Raw genomic sequence first — 22,162 nt, forward strand, 5'->3', positions numbered from 1 at the left:
CTCATAACCCAGAGGTCGCAGGTTCAAATCCTGTCCCCGCTACTCAGTAGCCCGAAGGCCCGGATCCGGAAACGGATCCGGGCCTTCGGCGTTCCCCCCTCCGTTGCGGGAGTACAGCGAGAAAGGCCCCCGCCGGAGCGGGGGCCCTTCTCGACGTGTCAGGCCGTCGAGCCGTCAGGCGGTCGTCGCGCAGCCCGGGCACAGCCCCCGGTACGTGACCTCCACTCCGGAGATCGTGAAGCCGAAGCGCTCCGTGTCGGGCAGGTCCGCCAGCGGGTCGCCCGCCGGGTGGACGTCCCGGATCGTGCCGCAGCGGCCGCAGACCAGGTGCTGGTGCGGGCGGTGGGCGTTCGGGTCGTACCGCTTGGCGCGCCCGTCGGTGGCGACCTCGATCACCTCGCCGAGCGTCACCATCTCGCCCAGCGTGTTGTAGACGGTCGCGCGCGAGATCTCGGGCAGCTTCGCCACGGCGCGGGCGTGCACCTCGTCGGCGGTCAGGTGTACGTGGTCCCCGTCGAGGACCTCGGCCACGACGCGTCGCTGCGCGGTCATCCGCCAGCCGCGTCCGCGCAGTCGTTCCAACAGGTCACTCATGCGCACCAGCCTAACAGTCGGGGGAGCGTGTTCCCGAACGGGTGTGACTTTGGAAGCTCACTTGACTTAGACAATGTCTATTGTAGGATCGAACCCGGCATTGGCCAAGGCCCCGAACTGGAGCCGGCCGAAGGACAGGACCGCAGGACATGACGCAGGAGGCGCACGTGACGCAGGGACCGCTCACCACGGAGGCCGGAGCGCCGGTCGCCGACAACCAGAACAGCGAGACGGCGGGCGTCGGCGGTCCGGTCCTCGTCCAGGACCAGCTGCTCCTGGAGAAGCTCGCCCACTTCAACCGCGAGCGCATCCCGGAGCGCGTGGTCCACGCGCGCGGTGCGGGCGCCTACGGCACCTTCACGGTGACCGCCGACGTCACGCGCTGGACGCGGGCGAAGTTCCTCTCCGAGGTCGGCAAGCAGACCGAGACCTTCCTGCGCTTCTCCACCGTCGCGGGCAACCTCGGCGCGGCCGACGCCGTCCGTGACCCGCGGGGCTGGGCGCTGAAGTTCTACACCGAAGAGGGCAACTACGACCTCGTCGGCAACAACACCCCGGTCTTCTTCATCAGGGACGCCATCAAGTTCCCCGACTTCATCCACACCCAGAAGCGCGACCCGTACACCGGCTCGCAGGAGGCGGACAACGTCTGGGACTTCTGGAGCCTCTCCCCGGAGTCGACCCACCAGGTCACCTGGCTCTTCGGCGACCGCGGCATCCCCGCCTCGTACCGCCACATGGACGGCTTCGGCTCGCACACGTTCCAGTGGAACAACGAGGCCGGCGAGGTCTTCTGGGTCAAGTACCACTTCAAGACCGACCAGGGCATCAAGAACCTCACCCAGGAGGAGGCCAACCGCCTCGCGGGCGAGGACCCGGACAGCCACCAGCGCGACCTGCGCGAGGCCATCGAGCGCGGCGACTTCCCGACCTGGACCGTGCAGGTCCAGATCATGCCCGCGGCCGACGCGGCGACGTACCGCTTCAACCCGTTCGACCTCACCAAGGTGTGGCCGCACGCGGACTACCCGCCGATCGAGATCGGCAAGCTGGAGCTCAACCGCAACCCGGAGAACATCTTCGCCGAGGTCGAGCAGTCCATCTTCAGCCCCGCGCACTTCGTGCCCGGCATCGGCCCGTCCCCGGACAAGATGCTCCAGGGCCGCCTCTTCGCCTACGGCGACGCGCACCGCTACCGCGTCGGCATCAACGCCGACCACCTGCCGGTGAACCGCCCGCACGCCACCGAGGCGCGCACCCACTCGCGTGACGGCTTCCTCTACGACGGCCGCCACAAGGGCGCGAAGAACTACGAGCCGAACAGCTTCGGCGGCCCGCACCAGATCGACCGGCCGCTCTGGGTCGGCTCCGCCGTCACCGGTGTGACCGGCGACCACGCCGCCCCCGTGCACGCCGAGGACAACGACTTCGTGCAGGCGGGCAACCTCTACCGCCTGATGTCGGAGGACGAGAAGGGCCGGCTGGTCGACAACCTGGCGGGCTTCATCGCCAAGGTGTCGCGCGACGACATCGCCGACCGGGCCATCAACAACTTCCGCCAGGCGGACGGTGACTTCGGCAAGCGGCTGGAGGCCGCGGTCCAGGCCCTGCGCGGCTGACGGCGCTTGTCGTAGGAAAGAGGGCGGGCCGGACCTCCGTGAGGGGGTCCGGCCCGCCCCCGTCGTTCCCGGGCCGGGTGCTACGCGGCCACGCTGTGCCGCGGGACCCAGCAGCGGATGATGTCCCGTACGGAGACCACCCCGACCGGCCCGTGGTCGTCGAGCACGATGAGATGACGGAACCCGCCGCGGGTCATCGCCTCGGCCGCCTCCTCCAGGGACCAGGTGGGCGCCGCGAAGACGACGTCGTGGGTGGTGTGGGCGTCGGCGGTCTCGTGGTCGGGGTTCTGGTCCCTGGCCAGCGAGTTGAGGATGTCGCGCTCGGTCAGGATGCCGAGCCCGGCATCGCTGTCGAGGACGACCGCCGCACCGACGCGCCGCGCCGACATCAGCCGGGCGGCCTGACGGAGTGTGTGGGCGGGGCCGATGGTGAGGACCACCGTGCTCATGGCGTCACGGACGAGCATGGACGGAGCCACCTCCTTGGTGAGCCGCTCAAGGCGAACCGTTCAACGAGAAGCGATTCACAAGTGCACAAGCGGGGGGATCCTCAGCGTGGCACCGCGCCCCGGCGCCCGGCAAGAGGCGTGCGGGGCGCCGTCGGGGGCGCGAGGGGAGCCGCGGAGCGCTCAGGCCCGCGCGTCCTCCTGGTTGAGATAGCTCAGCAGTTCGCCGTGGAGCAGGCCGTTCGAGGCCGCCGCGTTGCCGCTGTGCGGACCGTGCCGACCGTCGAGACCGGTGTACGTTCCGCCCGCCTCCTGCACCACGATCGCCACCGCCGCCATGTCCCACAGCGACAGCTCCGGCTCCGCGCAGATGTCCACCGCACCCTCGGCGACCATCATGTACGGCCAGAAGTCGCCGTACGCCCGGGTCCGCCAACACGCGCGCGTGAGGTCGAGGAACCCCTCCAGCCGGCCCCGCTCCTCCCAGCCGCTCAGCGAGGAGTACGCGAAGGACGCGTCCGCGAGCGAGGCCACCTTCGAGACGCCGATCCGGCGCGCCGAGGCCAGGCTGCGGCCGGTGAACGCGCCGAGCCCCTTCGCCGCCCACCAGCGGCGGCCGAGCGCCGGGGCCGACACCACGCCCACCACCGGCTGGAACCCGGTCTCCCCTGCTTCCATCAGCGCGATCAGGGTCGCCCACACCGGCACCCCGCGCACGTAGTTCTTGGTCCCGTCGATCGGGTCGATCACCCAGCGGCGCGGGCCCGAGCCCTCCACGCCGTACTCCTCGCCCAGGATCGCGTCCCGCGGCCTCGCGCGCTGGAGCTGACCCCTGATCAGCTCCTCCGCGGCCTTGTCGGCCTCGCTCACCGGGGTCATGTCCGGCTTCGTCTCGACCTTCAGGTCCAGCGCCTGGAAGCGGTCCATCGTGGCCGCGTCCGCGGCATCCGCGAGGACATGGGCGAGACGCAGATCATCGTGGTAATCGGCCATGCCCGGCACTCTATCCCCGCCGGGCGGACGCGCCGTCCCGGCCCCTTGACAGTGCGTGTCCGGCTGCCGACGCTGGGCGCTGAACCGTTCCGGCCCGGGAGGCGACCATGCCGACTGCCCGCGAGGCCCTGCTCGACGCCGCGCTCACCGCGCTCGCGCACCGGCCGTGGTCCGCCGTGCGGATGGTGGACGTCGCCGCCGCCGCCCGCGTCTCCCGGCAGACCCTCTACAACGAGTTCGGCAGCAAGGAGGGCCTCGCCCGCGCCCTCGTACGGGCAGAGGCCGACGCCTATCTCCAGGGCGCTCGACGGCTCCTCGCCGCCTCCGCGCCGCCCGAGCGGAACCTCGTCGCCCTCGCCGAGTGGACCGTCGCCCGCGCCGCGGACCGGCCGCTGCTGCGGGCGCTGTTCACCGGCGCCTGGGACGAGCGGCTGCCGCGGCCGCGCCCCGTGCGGCCGGGCGCCAGGCCGGCCCCCGTCCCCGCCCAGCGGCGTGCCGACGAGGGACCGCCCGCACCGGGCGAACTCGTCGCCGCCACCGCCGCCTGCGTGGGGGAGCGCTGGGCCGCGGGGTGCGAGCTCGCCGTACGCCTCGCCCTCAGCCACGTCGTGGCACCGGCGCTGCCGCCGACGGGGGGTCAGTGGGCGGAACCGGAGAGCTGGAGTCCGATGACCCCGGCGATCACCAGGCTGATCGAGACGATCTTGAGCGTGGAGACCACGTCGCCGAGGAAGACCATGCCGTAGATCGCCGTCCCGGTCGCCCCGATCCCGGTCCACACCGCGTACGCCGGACCCACGTCCAGCTTCCGCAGCGCCAGCGTCAGCAGACCGAAGCTGCCCAGCGCGAAGACGGCGAAGGCGATCGTCGGCCAGAGCCGGGTGAAACCGTGCGACAGCTTCAGACAGACCGCGAAGCCGGTCTCCAGCACCCCGGCCACCACCACCAGCAGCCACGCCATCGTCAGTGCCTCCCACGCCCTCGGTGACTGCTTCGTCGCACTTGGTGCGATTATGCCCTTGCCGACCGTGAGCGGGCGTGCACACCGCCGGGCTCAGTCGCCCTCGCGCCGCTCCCGGGTCGCGAGCAGCCGCCGCAGCGAGTACAGCCGCGCGGGATCGGCGTGCCCCTCCGCCACCCAGGCGTCGAGCGCGCACTCCGGCTCGTCGTGGCCGCAGGCGCGCGGACACTTCTCCGTGCCCGGCTCCAGGTCGGGGAAGGCGTGGATGACCCGCGACGGGTCGACGTGGTGGAGCCCGAACGAGCGCACGCCCGGCGTGTCGATGACCCAGCCGTCGACCTCGTCCAGCGGCAGCGCGAGCGCCGAGGTCGTGGTGTGCCGGCCGCGGCCCGTCACCGCGTTCACATGGCCGGTGATCCGGCGCTTGTCCTCCGGCACTAGGGCGTTGACCAGCGTCGTCTTGCCGACGCCCGAGTGCCCGACGAACGCGGTGACCCGCCCGTCCAGGTGCTCCCGCACCCGGTCCGCGGCCCCGCCGTCGTACAGCTCCTCGCGGTTCACCACCACGTGCGGGATGTCCAGGTCGCCGTAGAGCTCCAGGAGCGACGACGACGGCGCCAGGTCCGACTTCGTCATCACCAGGAAGGGTTCGAGACCGCCGTCGTACGCCGCCACGAGGCAGCGGTCGATCAGCCGGGGCCGCGGCTCCGGGTCCGCGAGGGCCGTGACGATCGCCAGTTGGTCGGCGTTGGCCACCACGACCCGCTCGAACGGGTCGTCGTCGTCCGCCGTGCGGCGCAGCACCGAGCTGCGCTCACCGATCCGCACGATCCGCGCCAGCGTGTCCTTCTCGCCCGACAGGTCGCCCACCAGGGAGACCCGGTCACCGACCACGGCGGCCTTGCGGCCCAGCTCCCGCGCCTTCATCGCCATGACGATCCGGTCGTCGACCAGACAGGTCAGCCGGCCCCGGTCCACGGTCAGGACCATGCCCTCGACGGCGTCCTCGTGCTTGGGGCGGATCGTGGTGCGGGGACGGGTGCCCTTGCGGTTGGGCCGCTGGCGGATGTCGTCCTCGTCGGTGTGCTTGCCGTAACGCCGCATGACTCAGACCCCGAGCATTTCGGTCCACATCGTCGGGAAGTCCGGCAAGGTCTTCGCCGTCGTGGCCACGTCCTCGATCTCCACGCCCTCGACCGCGAGCCCGATGATCGCGCCCGCCGTCGCCATCCGGTGGTCGTGGTACGTGTGGAAGACGCCGGCGTGCAGCGGGCGCGGGCGGATGTGGAGACCGTCCTCGGTCTCGGTGACGTCGCCACCCAGCTCGTTGATCTCCTTGGTGAGCGCCGCCAGCCGGTCCGTCTCGTGCAGCCGCAGATGGGCGACGCCGCGCAGGGTCGACGGGGAGTCCGCGAGCGCCGCGACCGCCGCGATGCCCGGGGTCAGCTCGCCGACCTCGCCCAGGTCCACGTCGATGCCGTGGATCCGGCCCGTACCGGTGAAGGTGAGCCCCTCCGCCGTCAGCTCGCAGGAACCACCCATCTCGGTGAAGATCCTCCGCAGCTCGTCACCGGGCTGGGTGGTGCGCTCGGGCCAGTCCGGGACCGTCACCCGGCCGCCGGTCACCAGCGCCGCCGCGAGGAACGGCTGCGCGTTGGACAGGTCCGGCTCCACGACCAGGTCCCGGCCGCGCAGCGCCGAGGAGGCGACCCGCCACACGTCGGGGGCGCCGCCGTGCTCCGGCTCGTCGACCTGCGCGCCGACCGAGCGCAGCATGTCGACGGTCATCCGGATGTGCGGCAGCGAGGGCAGCCTGCCCCCCACGTGCCGCACCTCCACGCCCTGGTTGAAGCGCGGCGCCGAGAGCAGCAGGGCGCTGACGAACTGGGAGGACGAGGAGGCGTCGAGCTCGACCGTGCCGCCGTCCAGACCGCCGGCGCCGTACACGGTCATGGGCAGCGCGCCCCGGTTGTCGTCCTCGACGCGGGCGCCCAGCGCGCGCAGCGCGTCGATCACGCCGCCCAGCGGCCGCTCGTGCGAGCGCGGGTCGCCGTCGAAGCGGACGGGACCGTCGGCGAGGGCGGCGACCGGCGGCAGGAAGCGCATGACCGTGCCCGCGTTGCCGACGTCGACGGAGGCCGGGCCGCGCAGCGGCGACGGGATGATCCGCCAGGCCTCGCCGGTCCCGTCGGGGCCCACGCCCTCCTCGATCCTGACGCCGAGGGTACGGAGCGCCTCGGCCATCAGGAGGGTGTCCCGGGAGCGCAGCGGGCGGCGCAGCCAGCCCGGCTCGCTCGCCAGCGCGGCGAGCACGAGCCCGCGGTTGGTGACCGACTTCGAACCGGGCACGGTGACCGTCGCGTCGACGGCGCCGCGGGCGTACGGGGCGGGCCAGAGGTCGGCGGAGGGGCCGGAGTGCGACGGGTCGGGGTGCGCGGAAGCTGCAGCGGTCATGCCCCTCACTGTACGGGGGCCCCGGAACCGTGGGAGCCAGCGGCGTACGGGGGTGTCAGAACCCCAGGAGCCACCGGGAGCCGCCGATCAGACAGCAGAGCGAGACCGTGTGGAAGAAGGCGAGCCACATCGCCGCGGGCACGTGCGTGAGCCGCGTGAGCTGGTCGGCGTCCGAGTCGGGGGTGTCGCCGTGACGCCGCTTGCCCTGGAGCTCGAAGGGCGGCCGCACCCCGCCGAGCAGCAGGAACCACACCACCGCGTAGGCGAAGACGGCCTGCACCTCGGGGCCGGTCAGCCAGGAGACCAGCAGGAACAGCGCGCCGGTCAGGACGACGGTGAGGACCCCGTACGCGTTGCGGACCATCACCAGCATCGCGAGCAGCAGGCCCGTGGCGACCCACAGCAGCAGGGTCACCAGGCCCGCGCCGAGCAGGGCGGCGCCGCCGAGGCCCAGGAGCGGGGCGGCGGTGTAGCCGGCGGCCAGGGTGAGGACCACGCCGAGACCGGTGGGGCGGCCCCGGGTGACGGTGAGACCGCTGGTGTCCGAGTGCAGCCGGATCGCCTCCAGCCGGCGGCCGCAGACGAGCGCGACCAGTCCGTGGCCGCCCTCGTGGGCGATGGTGATCGCGTTGCGGGCGACGAGCCAGGTGCGGCGGGGCACGGTGACGGCGAGGGCGGCGACCGCGGTGGCGATCACCAGCCACTCGGCCGGTGCGGCCTGCGGGCTGAAGAGGTCCATCGTTCGGGCCGCTCCTCGGGAGGTCGGGGATCGTGGCAGTGTGGCACGTATGTGCGGACGGTATGCAGCGAGTCGGCGCCCCGAGGACCTCGTCGGCCTCTTCGGGGTGGAGAAGTGGGAACCGGAGGAGACCCTGGCCCCGGACTGGAACGTGGCCCCGACGAAGGAGGTCTGGGCGATCCTCGAACGCCCTGTGAAGGACGCGGAATCACGGCGGCCGGTTCGCCAGCTGCGGCCGCTGAAGTGGGGACTCGTCCCCTCCTGGTCCAAGACGCCGGAGGGCGCGGCCCGGATGATCAACGCGCGGGCCGAGACCCTGCACGAGAAGCCCTCCTTCAAGCGCGCCTTCCAGGCCCGCCGCTGCATCCTGCCCGCCGACGGCTACTACGAGTGGGTGACCGGCGCCGCCGAGCGCGACCTGGAGGTCGAGGGCAAGAAGAAGCGGCCCCGCAAGCAGCCGTACTTCGTGACCCCGGCGGACGGCTCCGTCTTCGCGATGGCCGGGATCTACGAGTTCTGGCGCGACCCGAACCTGCCGGACGGGGAACCCGGCGCCTGGTGGGTGACCTGCTCGGTGGTCACCACCGAGGCGGAGGCCGGCCCCCTCGGCGTGGCCCCGGCGGAGGGCCCGCACTCGCTGGCCGACATCCACCCCCGGATGCCGCTGATGCTGACGGAGGACCGCTGGGACGCCTGGCTCGACCCGGCGCGCACCGGCCTCGACGAGCTGCGCGGACTGCTCGCCCCGCCGCCGGGCGGCCTGATGCGGGCCTACCCGGTGCCGACGGCGGTCAGCAACGTACGGAACAACGGCCCCGAGCTGCTGACGGAGCTGTCGGGCCCCGAGGTCGGCACGCTCTTCTGACGCGGCCCGCCGCGACGGCACCCCCCCGGCCGCCGCGACGGCACCCCCCGGCCGCCGCCGCGCGGCCGCTCCGGGCCCGGCGGGCGGCAGGATGGGGACGTGACACAGTACGAGACCGTTCCCACCGACGCCGGTGAGGCCCGCATCACCTGGCACCCCGGCACCACCGCCCGGCCGTGGGCCGTCCTCGCGCTCGGCCACGGCGCGGGCGGCGGCGTCGAGGCCCGCGACCTGAAGGCCCTCGCGGCGGCGCTGCCCGCCCACGGGGTGACCGTGGCGCTCGTCGAACAGCCGTGGCGGGTGGCCGGCAAGAAGGTCGCCCCGGCCCCGAAGACCCTCGACACCGGGTGGCGCGGCCTCTGGCCGGCCCTCGCCCGGCAGGGCCTCCCGGTGATCGCGGGCGGCCGCAGCGCCGGCGCCCGGGTCGCCTGCCGCACCGGCCGCGAGCTGGGCGCCCACGCCGTCCTCGCGCTGAGCTTCCCGCTGCACCCGCCGGGCCGGCCGGAGAAGTCCCGCGCCGACGAGCTGCTCTCGACCGGGCTGCCGACCCTCGTCGTCCAGGGCGGCAACGACCCCTTCGGGCGGCCGGAGGAGTTCCCCGACGGACCCCACGACCTCGTGGAGATCCCGTACGGCGACCACGGCTTCGCCCTTCCCAAGCGGGCCCCGCTCGGCGGCGAGGAGGCGCTCGCGCTGCTCGTCGCGGGCGTCACCGGCTGGCTCGCCGGGCTGCGTTGAGGCGGGCCGCGCCGACGCGGCCGGCCCCGTCGGAGAGGCCGTCCCACCCGGGCGCGGACGCCGTGCGCCGGGTGGGAATGCGGAGCACGGGACCACTGTTGTTCCGAGCGTCGGTGCGAGACCAGAGGAAGCCAAAGGAAGAGGGAGCCGTCGCATGGGTTCGACCATCTGCCCGGAGCGCGCGCAGGGCGCTGACCTCGACTGGACAGTGCTGTCCGCGCCCAAGGCCGCCCGGATTCGGGGGGCGGGCGGAGCGGTTCCTCGTCTATCCTCCGAAACGAGCGGGTCCGCGTTCGGGCCCGCCGCCACGCTGGAGGAGGTGGGTCCGGTCACTGGGACCGACACAGGGACCGACGACGGCCCGCAGGAGACGACCGAGGAGCGCAACGCGCGCTTCGAGCGGGACGCCCTCGGCTACCTCGACCAGATGTACTCGGCCGCGCTGCGCATGACGCGCAACCCCGCGGACGCGGAGGACCTGGTCCAGGAGACCTACGCGAAGGCGTACGGCTCCTTCCACCAGTTCCGTGAGGGCACCAACCTCAAGGCGTGGCTGTACCGCATCCTCACGAACACCTTCATCAACTCGTACCGCAAGAAGCAGCGTGAGCCCCAGCGGAGCGCTGCCGAGGAGATCGAGGACTGGCAGCTCGCCCGCGCCGAGTCGCACATGTCGACCGGCCTGCGCTCCGCCGAGTCCCAGGCGCTCGACCACCTCCCGGACTCCGACGTGAAGGAAGCGCTGCAGGCGATCCCCGAGGAGTTCCGCATCGCCGTCTATCTCGCCGATGTCGAGGGCTTTGCGTACAAGGAGATCGCGGACATCATGGGTACGCCCATCGGTACGGTGATGTCCCGGCTGCACCGGGGCCGCCGCCAGCTGCGCGGCATGCTCGAGGACTACGCCCGCGACCGCGGGCTCGTACCCGCGGGCGCCGGAGAGTCGTCGAACGATCTGAAAGGCTCGGGCTCATGAGCTGCGGAGAGCCGCACGAGACGGACTGCTCGGAGGTCCTGGACCATCTCTACGAGTTCCTCGACCGTGAGATGCCCGACAGCGACTGCACGAAGTTCGAGGTGCACTTCGAGGAGTGCTCCCCGTGCCTGGAGAAGTACGGCCTCGAACAGGCGGTGAAGAAGCTCGTCAAGCGCTGCTGCGGCAGCGACGACGTGCCCACCGACCTGAGGGCCAAGGTCATGGGCCGGATCGACCTGATCCGCTCCGGACACCTGGTGCCGGAGCAGGACCTCACGGCGCCGGAGACCCAGACCCCCGCCACCCAGGAGTAGGCACCCCGGACCCGTCCGGAACACGAGGGCCGTCGCGGCACGACCGCGGCGGCCCCGCGCATTTGTCGGCTTGTATCACCCGATGGTGCGAATCAGCGCCACGCCGCCGCCCGGGACCGCCCCACTCGCTACCGTGACCGGAGTGATGGGCGTCCAGGTCATTCCGCGCGCGGCCCGCGTGTACATCGGCTGCGCCCTGCTCGGCGCCTGCGCGTGCGCGCTGCCCGCGTTACGCCCCGGCGCGCACACCCCCTGGGCGACCGTCGCCCTCCTCGCCGCCCTGTACGCGCTCTGCGAGCTGCCGGCCCGCTGCCCGCTCGTCGGCCGCGCGCTCGGCGGCGCCGTACCCCCGGGCACCGGCTCCTTCTTCCCCGTCCTGCTCGCCGCCGCGCTGCTCCTCGACCCCGCCGCCGCCGCGCTCACCGCCCTGCCCGGCAGCCTCCTCGCCCGCGTCGAGGAACCCCCGGCCGCCCCGCGCCGGGCCTGGCGCGCCGCCGCCACCGCGCTCGCCGTCTGGGCCGCGGCCGCCACCGCCGCCCCGCTGGGCGCCCCCGCCGCCCTCGGCCACGACGGGGCCGCCCCCGACCTGCCGTACGCGCTCCTCCCCGCCGCCGCCTCCGCCCTCGCCTTCTGCCTCGTCCTCACCGCCCTCGACGCGGGCGTCCGCGCCACCGCCGAAGGGCTGCCGCGCGGGGCCGCCCGGCACGGACTCCTCGGCCGCGCCCTCGCCCCGTACGCCGTCCACGGTCTCGCCGGGCTGATGATGGCCGTGCTCTGGCGCAGCTCGTACGGGCCGGTCGCCGCCCTCTTCGTGCTGCTGCCCATGTACATCTCCTGCTGGGTCTTCGCCCAGTACCACCGCGAGCGCGCCGCCCACCAGGCCACCATCCGCGCCCTCGTCCAGGCCGTCGACATCAAGGACCGGTACACCCGCGGCCACAGCGAACGCGTCGGCCACGCCTCCGTCCTGATCGCCCGTGAGCTCGGCATGGCGGAGGAGCGCCTCGACGTCGCCCGCTTCGCCGGGATCCTCCACGACGTCGGCAAACTCGGCGTGCCCACCCGCGTGCTCACCAAGGACGGGCCGCTCACCCCGGAGGAGCGCCGGATCATCGAGCTGCACCCGGAGTACGGCCACGAGATGGTCCGGGGCATCGGCTTCCTCGGCGAGGCCCGCACCGCGATCCTCCACCACCACGAGCGCATGGACGGCAGCGGCTACCCCTACGGGCTGCGCGGCGAGGAGATCCCCGAGTTCGCCCGCGTGGTGGCCGTCGCCGACGCCTTCGACGCCATGACCTCCACCCGCTCCTACAGCCGCGCCCGGCCCGTGCCGACCGCCGTCGCCGAGCTGGAGCGGTGCGCGGGCAGCCAGTTCGACCCCCGGATGGTCGACGCCCTCGTCCGGGCCCTCGACCGCCACGGCTGGCACCCCGCCGTCACCGCCGACGAGACGACCGCGCCGCCCCCGGACCAGGTGCCCCCGCCGCGCGGGCCCCTGCCGTCGGGCCCGCCCCCGGCGAACGCCCCCGCGCCCCCCGGCCCCACCTCCTCGCGGAAGCGCACATGAGGCCCGGCTCCGTCACCGTCGGCGGCCTGTACGCGGCGGCCCTGCTCCTCGGCGCCGCCGCGTTCGGCACCACCCTCTGGCAGGGAGTCGCCGAACCCGGCACCGCCCTCGCCTTCGGCACCCTCGTCGCCCTCGGCGAGCTGTCCCGCTGGTGCACCGCGCCCGACGCCGGATCCCCGCCCGCGCCGGACGGGCCCGGCGACCGGGAACCCGCGCCGCTCGCCGCCGCGGGCGCCCTCGCGTACGCGCTCCTCGGCGCCGACGCGGGCAGCGCCACCACCCACGGCGTCCTGCAGACGGTCGCCGTCGCCGTCGCGGGCGGCCTCGCCGGGATCGTCCCGCACCTCGCCCGCGGCCGGTGGCCCGCCCCCGACCACCTCGCCCGCCGCGTCCTCACCGTCGGCTTCGCCGCCCTCTGCTTCCAGCCCCTCTACAACTCCGGCACCCTCGCCGAACACCTCGGCCGGGGCGCGCTCCACGCCCTCTTCCTGCTGCTCCTGCTCGTCCTCACCGCCCTCTGCGACGCCGTCCTCGCCGCCCTCGTCCTGCGCGCCCGCTCCGGCTACCCGTACGGCCCCCTCCTCCGCGACGAACTGCGCTCCCTGATCGGCATCGGCTCCGCCGTCTGCGCCACCGGCGCCGTCATGGCCCTCGGCGTGGCCGCCGCCGGACTGTGGGCGCTGCCCGTCCTCGCCGTACCGCTCCTGCTCACCCAGGTCTCCTTCCGGCGGTACGCGGCCGTGCGCACCGTCAACCGGCAGACCATCGCCTCCCTCGCCCGGGCCACCGAGATCGCGGGCTGCACCCCGCCCGGCCACGCCCACCGGGTCGCCGCCCTCAGCACCGCCGTCGGCCGCGAGCTCGGCCTCTCAGGGCCCGACCTCACCGTCCTCGAACACGCGGCGCTCATGCACGACATCGGACAGCTCTCCCTCGTCGACCCGGTCGCGGGGGGCGCCACCTCGCTCCTGTCCGCCGAGGAGCAGCGCAGGATCGCCCTCCTCGGCGGCGAGGTCGTCCGCAGGACCGGCGTCCCCGTCGCCGTCGCCGTCGTCGTCGAGCGCCAGGCCGACCCGTACCGCGAGCAGCCGCTGCCCGCCCGGATCGTCCGCGCCGTCAACGCCTACGACGACCTCGCGGGCGCGGGCGAGGGAGCGGGGGCCGCCCTGGCCGCACTCGAACAGCTCCGGCTCGGCACCGCCCGCGACTACCACCCCGAGGTCGTCGAGGGCCTGGCCCGGGTCCTCGCCCGGGGCGGAGCGCCTGGGGTGACCTCGGCCGCCGCTGGGTAACCCATGGGTAATGAGCGCGCGTCCGACCGGGCATGGTTGGATGCGAACAAGAGGGTGAAGCGACCGGCAGGCGGGAATCGTGAGGATCTTCGGGAAGGTACGGCATCGGCCCTCCGCCTCGTGGCGGCAGGCCACCGACCGCGCGTTCACGCTGATCGGCGACGGCCGGTACGAGGACGCGGGCGCGCTGCTGACACGCGCGGCGGATCTGGAGCCCTGGCTCTCGGAGTCCTGGTTCAACCTGGCGCTGCTGCACAAGTTCCGGCACGACTGGGAGCAGGCCAGGGCCGCGGGGCTGCGCGCCGTGGCGCTCCTGGACAAGGAGACCGGCGCCCCCGACTGGTGGAACGTCGGCATCGCCGCCACCGCGCTCCAGGACTGGCCCCTGGCCCGTCGCGCCTGGCAGGCGTACGGCCTGAAGGTCCCCGGGGCCTCCGCGGGCACCGGCGAGCCCGCCGGCATGGAGCTGGGCAGCGCCGCCGTGCGGCTCTCGCCCGAGGGCGAGGCCGAGGTCGTCTGGGGCCGACGGCTCGATCCGGCCAGGATCGAGGTCCTCTCCATCCCGCTGCCGTCCTCCGGCCGCCGCTGGGGCGAGGTCGTCCTCCACGACGGCGTGCCGAACGGCGAGCGGACCACCACGGCCGGCCCCTCCTACCCGGTCTTCGACGAGATCGAGCTGTGGGCCCCGTCGCCCGTCCCCACCTGGGTGGTGCTCCTGGAGGCCGCCACCGAGGCCGACCGGGACGCCCTGGAGCAGCTCGCCGCCGACGCGGGCTTCGCCGCCGAGGACTGGTCGTCCTCCGTGCGGCTGCTCTGCCGCGCCTGCTCGGAGTCGACGATGCCGAGCGCCGAGGGCGAGGGCGAGCACTCCGACCCGCACGACCACAGCGAGCCGGGGCACCCCGGGCCGCTCGGCCACCGCTCGCCCGGCGAGCTGTGGGTGCCGGAGCGGGAGTGCGGGATCGCCGCGCCGGCCGGGCTGGTGCGCGGGCTCCTCGACGGCTGGGTGGCGGACAGCCCCGACAGCCGTGAGTGGCGGGATCTGGAGGAAGTCTGCTGACCGGTGCCCGTAGGCTGTGATCCGACGGAATCGGGTTTTCAGGAAGGCGCGGCCGGACATGGCGCAGCAGGAGACGGACGAGCAGACGCAGATCAACGACGGCTTCGTCGTGGACACGGAGGACTGCGAGGCGCGCGAGCTCGCCCACCGCGAGCGCGGCACCGCGCGTCCGATCACGGTGGTCGGCAACCCGGTCCTGCACCGGGAGTGCAAGGACGTCACCGAGTTCGACGACAAGCTCGCGGCCCTGATCGACGACATGTTCGCCAGCCAGAAGGCCGCCGAGGGCGTGGGCCTCGCCGCCAACCAGATCGGCGTCGACCTCAAGGTCTTCGTCTACGACTGCCCCGACGACGAGGGCGTCCGCCACACCGGCGTCGTGATCAACCCGGTCCTCCAGGAGCTGCCGGCCGACCGCCGCTTCCTCGACGACTCCAACGAGGGCTGCCTCTCGGTCCCCACCGCGTACGCCTCCCTCGCCCGCCCGGACTACGCCGAGGTGCACGGCGTGGACGCCCAGGGCAAGCCGATCAAGGTGCGCGGCACCGGCTACTTCGCCCGCTGCCTCCAGCACGAGACGGACCACCTGTACGGCACGCTGTACATCGACAAGCTCTCCAAGCGCGAGCGCAAGGACGCCCTGCGCCAGATGGAGGAGGGCACCCCGCGCTACGAGACGGTCCCGAACGACTGATCTCCCGCCGGTCCCGGGCGCTCGCTCCCCGGGCGCACGCACGCGGAAGGGCCCCGCACTCCCCCCGGAGCGCGGGGCCCTTCGCCGTACGGTCTAGAAGTCCTCGTCGAGGTCGACCGAACCCTCCACCGCCACCTGGTAGGCGGACGGGCGGCGCTCGAAGAAGTTGGTCAGCTCCTGGACGCCCTGGAGCTCCATGAACGCGAACGGGTTCTCCGAGCCGTAGACGGGCGCGAAGCCCAGCCGCTGGAGGCGCTGGTCGGCGACGCACTGCAGATACGCGCGCATCGACTCGGTGTTCATGCCCGGCAGTCCGTCGCCGCACAGGTCCCGGCCGAACTGGAGCTCCGCCTCGACGGCCTCCTCCAGCATGGCGGTGACCTGCTGCCGCAGCTCGTCGTCGAAGAGCTCGGGCTCCTCCTTGCGGACGGTGTCCACGACCTCGAAGGCGAAGTTCATGTGCATCGTCTCGTCGCGGAACACCCAGTTGGTGCCCGTCGCGAGGCCGTGCAGCAGGCCCCGGGACCGGAACCAGTACACGTACGCGAAGGCGCCGTAGAAGAACAGGCCCTCGATGCAGGCCGCGAAGCAGATCAGGTTCAGCAGGAAGCGGCGGCGGTCGGCCCGCGTCTCCAGGCGGTCGATCTTCTCGACCGAGTCCATCCAGCGGAAGCAGAACTGCGCCTTGTCGCGGATCGAGGGGATGTTCTCGACCGCCGCGAACGCGGCCGCGCGCTCCTCCGGATCGGGCAGGTAGGTGTCGAGCAGCGTCAGGTAGAACTGGACGTGCACGGCCTCCTCGAACAGCTGGCGGCTCAGGTAGAGCCGGGCCTCGGGGGAGTTGATGTGCTTGTAGAGCGTCAGCACGAGGTTGTTCGCCACGATCGAGTCGCCGGTCGCGAAGAACGCGACGAGCCGGCCGATCATGTGCTGCTCACCGGGGGTGAGCCTGGCGAGGTCGGCGACGTCCGAGTGGAGGTCGACCTCCTCCACCGTCCACGTGTTCTTGATCGCGTCCCGGTAGCGCTCGTAGAAGTCCGGGTAGCGCATCGGACGCAGGGTCAGTTCGAACCCCGGGTCGAGGAGGTTCTTGGTCTCGGTGCTCACTGGCAGGCCTCGCAGGACTCGGGGTTCTCAAGGGAGCAGGCGACGGCGTCGGGGTCGGCGGCCTGCTGGGCGGGGACGGGCACGGGGACCGTGGCGGCGCGGGCCGCGCGGGCGATCCGGGTCGCCGGGCGCGAGCGCAGGTAGTACGTCGTCTTCAGGCCCTGCTTCCAGGCGTACGCGTACATCGACGACAGCTTGCCGATCGTCGGCGTCTCCAGGAACAGGTTCAGGGACTGCGACTGGTCGAGGAACGGGGTGCGCGCCGCCGCCATGTCGATCAGGCCGCGCTGCGGGATCTCCCACGCCGTCCGGTACAGCTCCCGCACCTCGGCCGGGACCCAGGTGAAGTCCGCCACCGAGCCGTTGGAGTCGCGCAGCGCCTCCCGGGTCTGCGCGTCCCAGACGCCGAGCCGCTTCAGCTCGTCCACCAGGTACGAGTTGACCTGGAGGAACTCGCCGGAGAGCGTCTCGCGCTTGAACAGGTTGGAGACCTGCGGCTCGATGCACTCGTACACGCCCGCGATCGAGGCGATCGTCGCCGTCGGGGCGATGGCGAGCAGCAGGCTGTTGCGCATGCCGACGGCGGCGATCCGCTCGCGCAGCGCGGCCCAGCGCTCGGGCCAGTTCAGCTCGACGTCGTAGTGGTCGGGGTGCAGCACGCCCCGGGCGGTGCGCGTCTTCTCCCAGGCGGGCAGCGGCCCGTTGCGCTCGGCGAGGTCGGCGGAGGCCTCGTACGCGGCGAGCATGATCCGCTCGGCGATCCGGGTCGACAGGGCGCGCGCCTCGGCCGAGTCGAACGGCAGCCTCAGCCGGAAGAAGACGTCCTGGAGGCCCATCGCGCCCAGACCGACCGGCCGCCAGCGGGCGTTGGAGCGGCCGGCCTGCTCGGTCGGGTAGAAGTTGATGTCGACGACCCGGTCGAGGAAGGTGACGGCGGTCCGGACGGTCTCGTCGAGCCGCTGCCAGTCGATGTCGCCGGTGGCGGTGTCGACGAAGGCACCGAGGTTGACCGAGCCCAGGTTGCACACGGCGGTCTCGCCGTCGTCCGTGACCTCCAGGATCTCCGTGCAGAGGTTGGAGGAGTGGACGGTGTGACCGGGCTCCGCCGTCTGGTTGGCCGTGCGGTTCGAGGCGTCCTTGAAGGTCATCCAGCCGTTGCCGGTCTGGGCCAGGGTCCGCATCATCCGGCCGTACAGGTCCCGGGCCGGCATCGTCCGGCGGGCCAGGCCAGCGGCCTCGGCGGCGCGGTAGGCGGCGTCGAACTCCTCGCCCCACAGGTCGACGAGCTCGGGCACGTCGGCGGGGGAGAACAGCGACCACTCGGCGTCGGCGTTGACCCGGCGCATGAACTCGTCCGGGACCCAGTGCGCCAGGTTGAGGTTGTGGGTGCGCCGCTGGTCCTCGCCCGTGTTGTCGCGCAGCTCCAGGAACTCCTCGATGTCCGCGTGCCAGGTCTCCAGGTAGACGGCGGCCGCGCCCTTGCGGCGGCCGCCCTGGTTCACGGCGGCGACGGAGGCGTCGAGCGTCTTCAGGAACGGCACGATGCCGTTGGAGTGGCCGTTGGTGCCGCGGATCAGCGAACCGCGCGAGCGGATCCGGGAGTAGGACAGGCCGATGCCGCCCGCGTGCTTCGACAGGCGCGCCACCTGGTGGTAGCGGTCGTAGATCGAGTCCAGCTCGTCCAGCGGGGAGTCGAGCAGGTAGCAGGAGGACATCTGCGGGTGGCGGGTGCCCGAGTTGAAGAGCGTGGGGGAGGAGGGCAGGTAGTCGAGCCGGCTCATCAGGCCGTACAGCGCCGTCACCTCCTCCAGGGCCCGCGCGCTGTCGTCCTCCGAGAGACCGGCGGCGACGCGCAGCATGAAGTGCTGCGGGGTCTCGATCACCTTCCGGGTGATCGGGTGGCGCAGCAGGTAGCGCGAGTAGAGGGTGCGCAGTCCGAAGTAGCCGAAGCGGTCGTCGGCGGCCGGGTCGATCGTGGCGTCGAGCCGCTCGGCGTGCCGGACGACGAAGTCGGCGGTGCGGTCGGCGATCAGGCCCTCGCGGTGGCCGACGGCGACGGAGGCGGAGAAGGAGACGGCGCCCTGACCTGCCGCCTCCTCGGCGATGGTGAGGGTGAGGAGCCGGGCGGCGAGCCGGGAGTAGGCGGGGTCCTCGGCGATCAGGCCCGCGGCGGCCTCGGTGGCCAGCTCGCGCAGCTCCGCCGCGTCCGAGGCGGAACTGCGGCCGCGCAGGGCGGCGGCGGCGACCTTGCCGGGGTCGGTGTCGGGGAGATCGGCGGTGAGGTCGGTCAGGGTCCGCAGCAGCGCGGTCCCGGGGCCGTCGCTCTCGATCGCGGTGGCCTCGGCTGCTGCCGGATCGGCGGGCGCGATGGTCACGTGGGGGGCTCTCCCTCGCTCGGCTCGGGGCCGCTGCGGGAGGGAGGCGGGCAGGCGGGCGGGCCGTGGTGCACGGCGGTGCCCGCGTCCACCGGCCCACTCCGCGAGGCCCGGACGTCTGTGGCACCCGGAACGGACGGACCGGGTGCGCCGTCGGCAGGTCCTCGGACTCACTGCGTACGAAAGCGTACGAAGCACACCGTTGCGGGACAGTTCCGGATTCGCGCCGGATTCCCCTGCGTCGACAGCGAGGACGAGCATACATGTGGGGGGCGCCGATCTCGGCACCCCCCACATGTTGTGTCCACGCCCGGCCCGCGGCGCGGCGCGGTCAGTGCGTGTCGGCGCCGATCTTCGGCAGCTCGGTGCTGACCCCGGCGTCACCGGCGTCCGCCGTGTAGTCGGCGGGGGAGGTCTCGTCGACGCCCTCGGGGGCCTTGACGGCCTTGAGGACGAAGGTCAGGACGACCGTGACGAGGACGTTGAGCACGAAGGCGGTGAGACCGATGTAGCCGATCTCGCCGATGCCCGGGATCTCGGCCGAGGAGCCGCCGAAGTGCTTCTGGGTCGGGCTGGCCACGCCGTACGCGGCGGCCGTTCCGTAGATCATGCCGACGGCCCAGCCGGCGAGCAGCGCCCAGCGGTGGAACCAGCGGGTGAAGAGACCGCCGACGAGGGCCGGGAAGGTCTGCAGGATCCAGATGCCGCCGAGCAGCTGGAAGTTGATGGCGACCGTCTTGTCCATGGTGAGGACGAAGGCGAGGGCGCCGACCTTCACCAGGAGCGAGACCAGCTTGGAGACCTTGGTCTCCTGGGCCGGGGTGGCGTCCTTCCTGATGAAGTCCTTGTAGATGTTGCGGGTGAAGAGGTTGGCCGCGGCGATCGACATGATCGCGGCCGGGACGAGGGCGCCGATGCCGATGGCGGCGAAGGCGACGCCCGCGAACCAGTCCGGGAACATGGTCTCGAACAGCTGCGGGATGGCGAGCTGGCCATTCTTCACCTGGATGCCCGCGGCGATGGCCATGAACCCGAGGATCGCGAGGAGCCCGAGCATCAGCGAGTACAGCGGCAGGATCGTGGTGTTGCGGCGGATCACCTCGCGGCTCCTGGAGGACAGGGTGGCCGTGATGGAGTGCGGGTACATGAAGAGCGCGAGCGCGGAGCCGAGCGCCAGCGTCGCGTACGTCCACTGGCTCGCCTCGCCGGGCACCATCGCGCCGCGCGGCTTGCCGGTGGCCTCGTTGGTCTGGGCGAACGCCTCGCCCGCCCGGGAGAAGATCTCGTCGAAGCCGCCGAGCTTGATCGGGATGTAGATGATCGCCACCGCGATGACGATGTAGATCAGCGTGTCCTTGACGAAGGCGATGAGCGCGGGGGCGCGCAGGCCGGAGGAGTACGTGTAGGCCGCGAGGACGCCGAAGGCGATCAGCAGCGGCAGGTCCTTGATGAACCAGTGGGTGTTCTCGCCGCCGCCGACGCCCATCACGTCCAGGACGGCCTGGATGCCGACGAGCTGGAGCGCGATGTAGGGCATGGTGGCGAGGATGCCGGTGAGGGCGACCGCCAGCGACAGGCCCTTGGAGCCGAAGCGGCCCCGGACGAAGTCGGAGGTGGTGACGTACCCGTGCTTGTGCGAGACCGACCACAGGCGCGGCAGGAAGGTGAAGATCAGCGGGTAGACGAGGATCGTGTACGGCACGGCGAAGAAGCCGGCCGCGCCCGCCGCGTAGACGGCCGCCGGGACGGCGACGAAGGTGTACGCGGTGTAGAGGTCGCCGCCGAGCAGGAACCAGGTCACCCAGGTGCCGAACGAACGGCCGCCGAGGCCCCATTCGTCGAGGCTGTGCTCGTTCTCGGCCTTGCGCCAGCGCGAGGCGAGGAAGCCCATGACCGTGACGGCCAGGAAGAAGAAGATGAAGACGGCGAGTGCGACGCCGTTCACGCCGTCCTTCATCGGGCGTCACCGCCCTTGCGGGCGCGCTGGTCGAGCTGCCACAGCTTGTACGCGACCATCGTCAGCGCGGTGGAGATGACGACCCAGAGCATCTGGTACCAGTAGAAGAAGGGAATGCCCGCGAAAAGCGGTTCGACCTTCGCGTAGGAACTCACCCAGAGCATCGCGACGAACGGGGCGAAGAGGCAGAGCGCGATCACGAACCGTATCGGGGTGATCGTGGGCTGCTTTCCTCCTGTCGCTTCTCGTGGCGATTCTTGTGCCGATTCAGACATGGCGGATCCGTCCCCTCGGTGATCACCTCGTAATGCGGAGGAAATCTAGGGGACGGTTCCGCTCTATGGAACCCCCGTCCGGATATCGGACGGCGCGTGTGGTCTTTTGTCGGTGAATGGCGGAGCGGGGTCGGGGCGTTGGATCGACCTGGCCGTCGGGGTGCTCAGCCGTTGGGCCGCTGCAGGCGCGCCACGAACTTGTACCGGTCGCCGCGGTAGACGGACCGCACCCATTCGACCGGCTCGCCCTGGGCGTCCAGCGAGTGACGGGAGAGCATGAGCATCGGCAGGCCCACGTCCGTACCGAGCAGCCCGGCCTCGCGCGGGGTGGCGAGGGAGGTCTCGATGGTCTCCTCGGCCTCCGCGAGGTGGACGTCGTACACCTCGGCGAGCGCCGTGTAGAGGGAGGTGTACTTCACCAGCGAACGGCGCAGCGCGGGGAAGCGCTTGGCCGACAGGTGGGTGGTCTCGATCGCCATCGGCTCGCCGCTGGCGAGGCGCAGCCGCTCGATCCGCAGGACGCGTCCGCCGGTGGTGATGTCGAGCAGTCCCGCGAGGGTGTCGTCGGCGGTGACGTAGCCGATGTCGAGGAGCTGCGAGGTCGGCTCCAGCCCCTGGGCCCGCATGTCCTCGGTGTACGAGGTGAGTTGGAGGGCCTGCGAGACCTTGGGCTTCGCCACGAAGGTGCCCTTGCCCTGGATCCGCTCCAGTCGGCCCTCGACGACCAGCTCCTGGAGCGCCTGGCGCACGGTGGTGCGCGAGGTGTCGAACTCGGCGGCGAGGGTCCGCTCCGGGGGCACCGGGGTGCCGGGCGGCAGGGTCTCCGTCATGTCGAGGAGGTGGCGCTTCAGCCGGTAGTACTTGGGCACGCGCGCGGTGCGGGTGACCGCCCCGCCCTCTGTCTCGCTACCGCCCGCGTCCGTGGCCATGGCCTGCCTTCCCGACTCCTGTGCTGCTGCCGTCACCGGCTCCTCCGTCTGTCGCGGCTCACATGGTGGCACGGACCGGTAACGGGTCGTCGGCCTCCCTCAGGTGTCGGTCCGATAACGGACGCGACAGCCCTTCTTATACACCCTTGACACCCCTAAAGGTCTAGGCCAAGCTCCGGGTACTGGTCTAAACCATTAAAGATC

Annotated in this window: 22 protein-coding genes and 1 riboswitch; of the genes, 10 read left to right on the forward strand and 12 right to left on the reverse strand. The window is 72.4% G+C overall.

Going from position 1 to position 22,162, the window contains the following annotated elements; all coding sequences use genetic code 11:
* Positions 1-174: 174 nt before the first annotated feature.
* The gene (locus ACWDVG_RS07335) at positions 175-594 is read right to left on the reverse strand and encodes a Fur family transcriptional regulator (RefSeq protein WP_451697025.1); all 420 of its coding nucleotides are present in this window, start codon (positions 592-594) and stop codon (positions 175-177) included.
* 167 nt (positions 595-761) lie between these two features.
* On the opposite strand from ACWDVG_RS07335, the gene ACWDVG_RS07340 reads away from it, so the two are divergent.
* Complete coding sequence (locus tag ACWDVG_RS07340; RefSeq protein WP_451697027.1) at positions 762-2,213, forward strand: catalase; 1,452 nt, start codon at positions 762-764, stop codon at positions 2,211-2,213.
* 80 nt (positions 2,214-2,293) lie between these two features.
* On the opposite strand, the gene ACWDVG_RS07345 is transcribed toward ACWDVG_RS07340, so the two are convergent.
* Both ACWDVG_RS07345 and hisN read right to left on the reverse strand, forming a co-directional pair.
* The gene (locus ACWDVG_RS07345) at positions 2,294-2,680 is read right to left on the reverse strand and encodes a CBS domain-containing protein (RefSeq protein ID WP_451697029.1); all 387 of its coding nucleotides are present in this window, start codon (positions 2,678-2,680) and stop codon (positions 2,294-2,296) included.
* A gap of 162 nt (positions 2,681-2,842) precedes the next feature.
* Positions 2,843-3,652, reverse strand: coding sequence for a histidinol-phosphatase (hisN, locus tag ACWDVG_RS07350; RefSeq protein WP_451697031.1), 810 nt, complete (start codon positions 3,650-3,652; stop codon positions 2,843-2,845).
* Positions 3,653-3,759: 107 nt separating this feature from the next.
* Here hisN and ACWDVG_RS07355 point away from each other — a divergent pair, with 107 nt between their 5' ends.
* The gene (locus tag ACWDVG_RS07355) at positions 3,760-4,398 is read left to right on the forward strand and encodes a TetR/AcrR family transcriptional regulator (protein WP_451697033.1); all 639 of its coding nucleotides are present in this window, start codon (positions 3,760-3,762) and stop codon (positions 4,396-4,398) included.
* Here ACWDVG_RS07355 and ACWDVG_RS07360 read toward each other — a convergent pair.
* From ACWDVG_RS07360 to ACWDVG_RS07375, 4 genes are all read right to left on the reverse strand, one after another.
* Positions 4,290-4,613 carry a DMT family transporter gene (locus ACWDVG_RS07360; protein ID WP_451697035.1) on the reverse strand — a complete coding sequence of 108 codons (324 nt, stop codon included), beginning with the start codon at positions 4,611-4,613 and terminating at the stop codon, positions 4,290-4,292. The genes ACWDVG_RS07355 and ACWDVG_RS07360 overlap by 109 nt on opposite strands.
* Before the next feature lie 93 nt (positions 4,614-4,706).
* Positions 4,707-5,717, reverse strand: a complete 1,011-nt coding sequence (gene rsgA, locus ACWDVG_RS07365; protein ID WP_451697037.1) for a ribosome small subunit-dependent GTPase A — start codon at positions 5,715-5,717, stop codon at positions 4,707-4,709.
* 3 nt (positions 5,718-5,720) lie between these two features.
* Positions 5,721-7,067, reverse strand: coding sequence for a 3-phosphoshikimate 1-carboxyvinyltransferase (gene aroA / locus ACWDVG_RS07370; RefSeq protein ID WP_451697039.1), 1,347 nt, complete (start codon positions 7,065-7,067; stop codon positions 5,721-5,723).
* A 55-nt stretch (positions 7,068-7,122) separates the two neighbouring features.
* Positions 7,123-7,806, reverse strand: a complete 684-nt coding sequence (locus tag ACWDVG_RS07375; protein ID WP_451697040.1) for a M50 family metallopeptidase — start codon at positions 7,804-7,806, stop codon at positions 7,123-7,125.
* Positions 7,807-7,855: 49 nt separating this feature from the next.
* Here ACWDVG_RS07375 and ACWDVG_RS07380 point away from each other — a divergent pair, with 49 nt between their 5' ends.
* The 8 genes from ACWDVG_RS07380 to def all read left to right on the forward strand — a co-directional run bounded on the left by ACWDVG_RS07380 (position 7,856) and on the right by def (position 15,315).
* The gene (locus ACWDVG_RS07380; protein WP_451697042.1) at positions 7,856-8,671 is read left to right on the forward strand and encodes an SOS response-associated peptidase; all 816 of its coding nucleotides are present in this window, start codon (positions 7,856-7,858) and stop codon (positions 8,669-8,671) included.
* A gap of 99 nt (positions 8,672-8,770) precedes the next feature.
* The gene (locus ACWDVG_RS07385) at positions 8,771-9,409 is read left to right on the forward strand and encodes an alpha/beta hydrolase family protein (RefSeq protein WP_451697044.1); all 639 of its coding nucleotides are present in this window, start codon (positions 8,771-8,773) and stop codon (positions 9,407-9,409) included.
* Between the two features lie 319 nt (positions 9,410-9,728).
* A complete protein-coding gene (locus ACWDVG_RS07390) occupies positions 9,729-10,385 on the forward strand; it encodes a sigma-70 family RNA polymerase sigma factor (RefSeq protein ID WP_451697046.1) in 657 nt (218 codons plus the stop codon).
* Positions 10,382-10,699, forward strand: a complete 318-nt coding sequence (gene rsrA / locus ACWDVG_RS07395) for a mycothiol system anti-sigma-R factor (protein WP_451697048.1) — start codon at positions 10,382-10,384, stop codon at positions 10,697-10,699. The genes ACWDVG_RS07390 and rsrA overlap by 4 nt, the downstream gene beginning before the upstream one ends.
* Before the next feature lie 145 nt (positions 10,700-10,844).
* Complete coding sequence (locus ACWDVG_RS07400; protein ID WP_451697408.1) at positions 10,845-12,269, forward strand: HD-GYP domain-containing protein; 1,425 nt, start codon at positions 10,845-10,847, stop codon at positions 12,267-12,269.
* Entirely contained in the window at positions 12,266-13,561 is a 1,296-nt protein-coding gene (locus ACWDVG_RS07405) for an HD domain-containing protein (protein WP_451697050.1), read from the forward strand. The genes ACWDVG_RS07400 and ACWDVG_RS07405 overlap by 4 nt, the downstream gene beginning before the upstream one ends.
* A 79-nt stretch (positions 13,562-13,640) precedes the next feature.
* On the forward strand, positions 13,641-14,621 hold the full coding sequence (locus ACWDVG_RS07410) for a tetratricopeptide repeat protein (protein WP_451697052.1): 981 nt from the start codon (positions 13,641-13,643) through the stop codon (positions 14,619-14,621).
* A 58-nt stretch (positions 14,622-14,679) separates the two neighbouring features.
* A complete protein-coding gene (gene def, locus ACWDVG_RS07415) occupies positions 14,680-15,315 on the forward strand; it encodes a peptide deformylase (RefSeq protein ID WP_451697054.1) in 636 nt (211 codons plus the stop codon).
* Between the two features lie 93 nt (positions 15,316-15,408).
* On the opposite strand, the gene ACWDVG_RS07420 is transcribed toward def, so the two are convergent.
* From ACWDVG_RS07420 to ACWDVG_RS07440, 5 genes are all read right to left on the reverse strand, one after another.
* Positions 15,409-16,365: a ribonucleotide-diphosphate reductase subunit beta gene (locus ACWDVG_RS07420; protein WP_451697410.1), complete on the reverse strand. Its 957-nt coding sequence runs from the start codon at positions 16,363-16,365 to the stop codon at positions 15,409-15,411.
* A 53-nt stretch (positions 16,366-16,418) separates the two neighbouring features.
* Positions 16,419-18,797, reverse strand: coding sequence for a ribonucleoside-diphosphate reductase subunit alpha (locus ACWDVG_RS07425; protein WP_451697057.1), 2,379 nt, complete (start codon positions 18,795-18,797; stop codon positions 16,419-16,421).
* A 138-nt stretch (positions 18,798-18,935) separates the two neighbouring features.
* Positions 18,936-19,064, reverse strand: a riboswitch (cobalamin riboswitch).
* Positions 19,065-19,128: 64 nt separating this feature from the next.
* A complete protein-coding gene (mctP, locus tag ACWDVG_RS07430) occupies positions 19,129-20,754 on the reverse strand; it encodes a monocarboxylate uptake permease MctP (RefSeq protein WP_451697059.1) in 1,626 nt (541 codons plus the stop codon).
* Positions 20,751-21,029 carry a DUF3311 domain-containing protein gene (locus tag ACWDVG_RS07435; RefSeq protein ID WP_451697061.1) on the reverse strand — a complete coding sequence of 93 codons (279 nt, stop codon included), beginning with the start codon at positions 21,027-21,029 and terminating at the stop codon, positions 20,751-20,753. Before ACWDVG_RS07435 ends, mctP begins: the two co-directional genes overlap by 4 nt.
* A 164-nt stretch (positions 21,030-21,193) precedes the next feature.
* Positions 21,194-21,958 (reverse strand): GntR family transcriptional regulator, encoded by a 765-nt coding sequence (locus ACWDVG_RS07440; RefSeq protein ID WP_451697412.1) that lies wholly within the window; start codon positions 21,956-21,958, stop codon positions 21,194-21,196.
* Positions 21,959-22,162 lie beyond the last annotated feature (204 nt).

This window comes from Streptomyces sp. NPDC003327 (genome assembly GCF_053589515.1).

Excerpts from the sequence above, each read along its gene's own strand:
- ACWDVG_RS07335 (WP_451697025.1), bottom strand. The coding sequence starts at position 594 with ATGAGTGACCTGTTGGAACGACTGCGCGGACGCGGCTGGCGGATGACC.
- ACWDVG_RS07345 (WP_451697029.1), bottom strand. The coding sequence starts at position 2,680 with ATGCTCGTCCGTGACGCCATGAGCACGGTGGTCCTCACCATCGGCCCC.
- hisN (WP_451697031.1), bottom strand. The coding sequence starts at position 3,652 with ATGGCCGATTACCACGATGATCTGCGTCTCGCCCATGTCCTCGCGGAT.
- ACWDVG_RS07355 (WP_451697033.1), top strand. The coding sequence starts at position 3,760 with ATGCCGACTGCCCGCGAGGCCCTGCTCGACGCCGCGCTCACCGCGCTC.
- ACWDVG_RS07360 (WP_451697035.1), bottom strand. The coding sequence starts at position 4,613 with ATGGCGTGGCTGCTGGTGGTGGTGGCCGGGGTGCTGGAGACCGGCTTC.
- rsgA (WP_451697037.1), bottom strand. The coding sequence starts at position 5,717 with ATGCGGCGTTACGGCAAGCACACCGACGAGGACGACATCCGCCAGCGG.
- aroA (WP_451697039.1), bottom strand. The coding sequence starts at position 7,067 with ATGACCGCTGCAGCTTCCGCGCACCCCGACCCGTCGCACTCCGGCCCC.
- ACWDVG_RS07375 (WP_451697040.1), bottom strand. The coding sequence starts at position 7,806 with ATGGACCTCTTCAGCCCGCAGGCCGCACCGGCCGAGTGGCTGGTGATC.
- ACWDVG_RS07380 (WP_451697042.1), top strand. The coding sequence starts at position 7,856 with ATGTGCGGACGGTATGCAGCGAGTCGGCGCCCCGAGGACCTCGTCGGC.
- rsrA (WP_451697048.1), top strand. The coding sequence starts at position 10,382 with ATGAGCTGCGGAGAGCCGCACGAGACGGACTGCTCGGAGGTCCTGGAC.
- ACWDVG_RS07400 (WP_451697408.1), top strand. The coding sequence starts at position 10,845 with ATGGGCGTCCAGGTCATTCCGCGCGCGGCCCGCGTGTACATCGGCTGC.
- ACWDVG_RS07405 (WP_451697050.1), top strand. The coding sequence starts at position 12,266 with ATGAGGCCCGGCTCCGTCACCGTCGGCGGCCTGTACGCGGCGGCCCTG.
- def (WP_451697054.1), top strand. The coding sequence starts at position 14,680 with ATGGCGCAGCAGGAGACGGACGAGCAGACGCAGATCAACGACGGCTTC.
- ACWDVG_RS07420 (WP_451697410.1), bottom strand. The coding sequence starts at position 16,365 with ATGCGCTACCCGGACTTCTACGAGCGCTACCGGGACGCGATCAAGAAC.
- mctP (WP_451697059.1), bottom strand. The coding sequence starts at position 20,754 with ATGAAGGACGGCGTGAACGGCGTCGCACTCGCCGTCTTCATCTTCTTC.
- ACWDVG_RS07435 (WP_451697061.1), bottom strand. The coding sequence starts at position 21,029 with ATGTCTGAATCGGCACAAGAATCGCCACGAGAAGCGACAGGAGGAAAG.
- ACWDVG_RS07440 (WP_451697412.1), bottom strand. The coding sequence starts at position 21,958 with ATGGCCACGGACGCGGGCGGTAGCGAGACAGAGGGCGGGGCGGTCACC.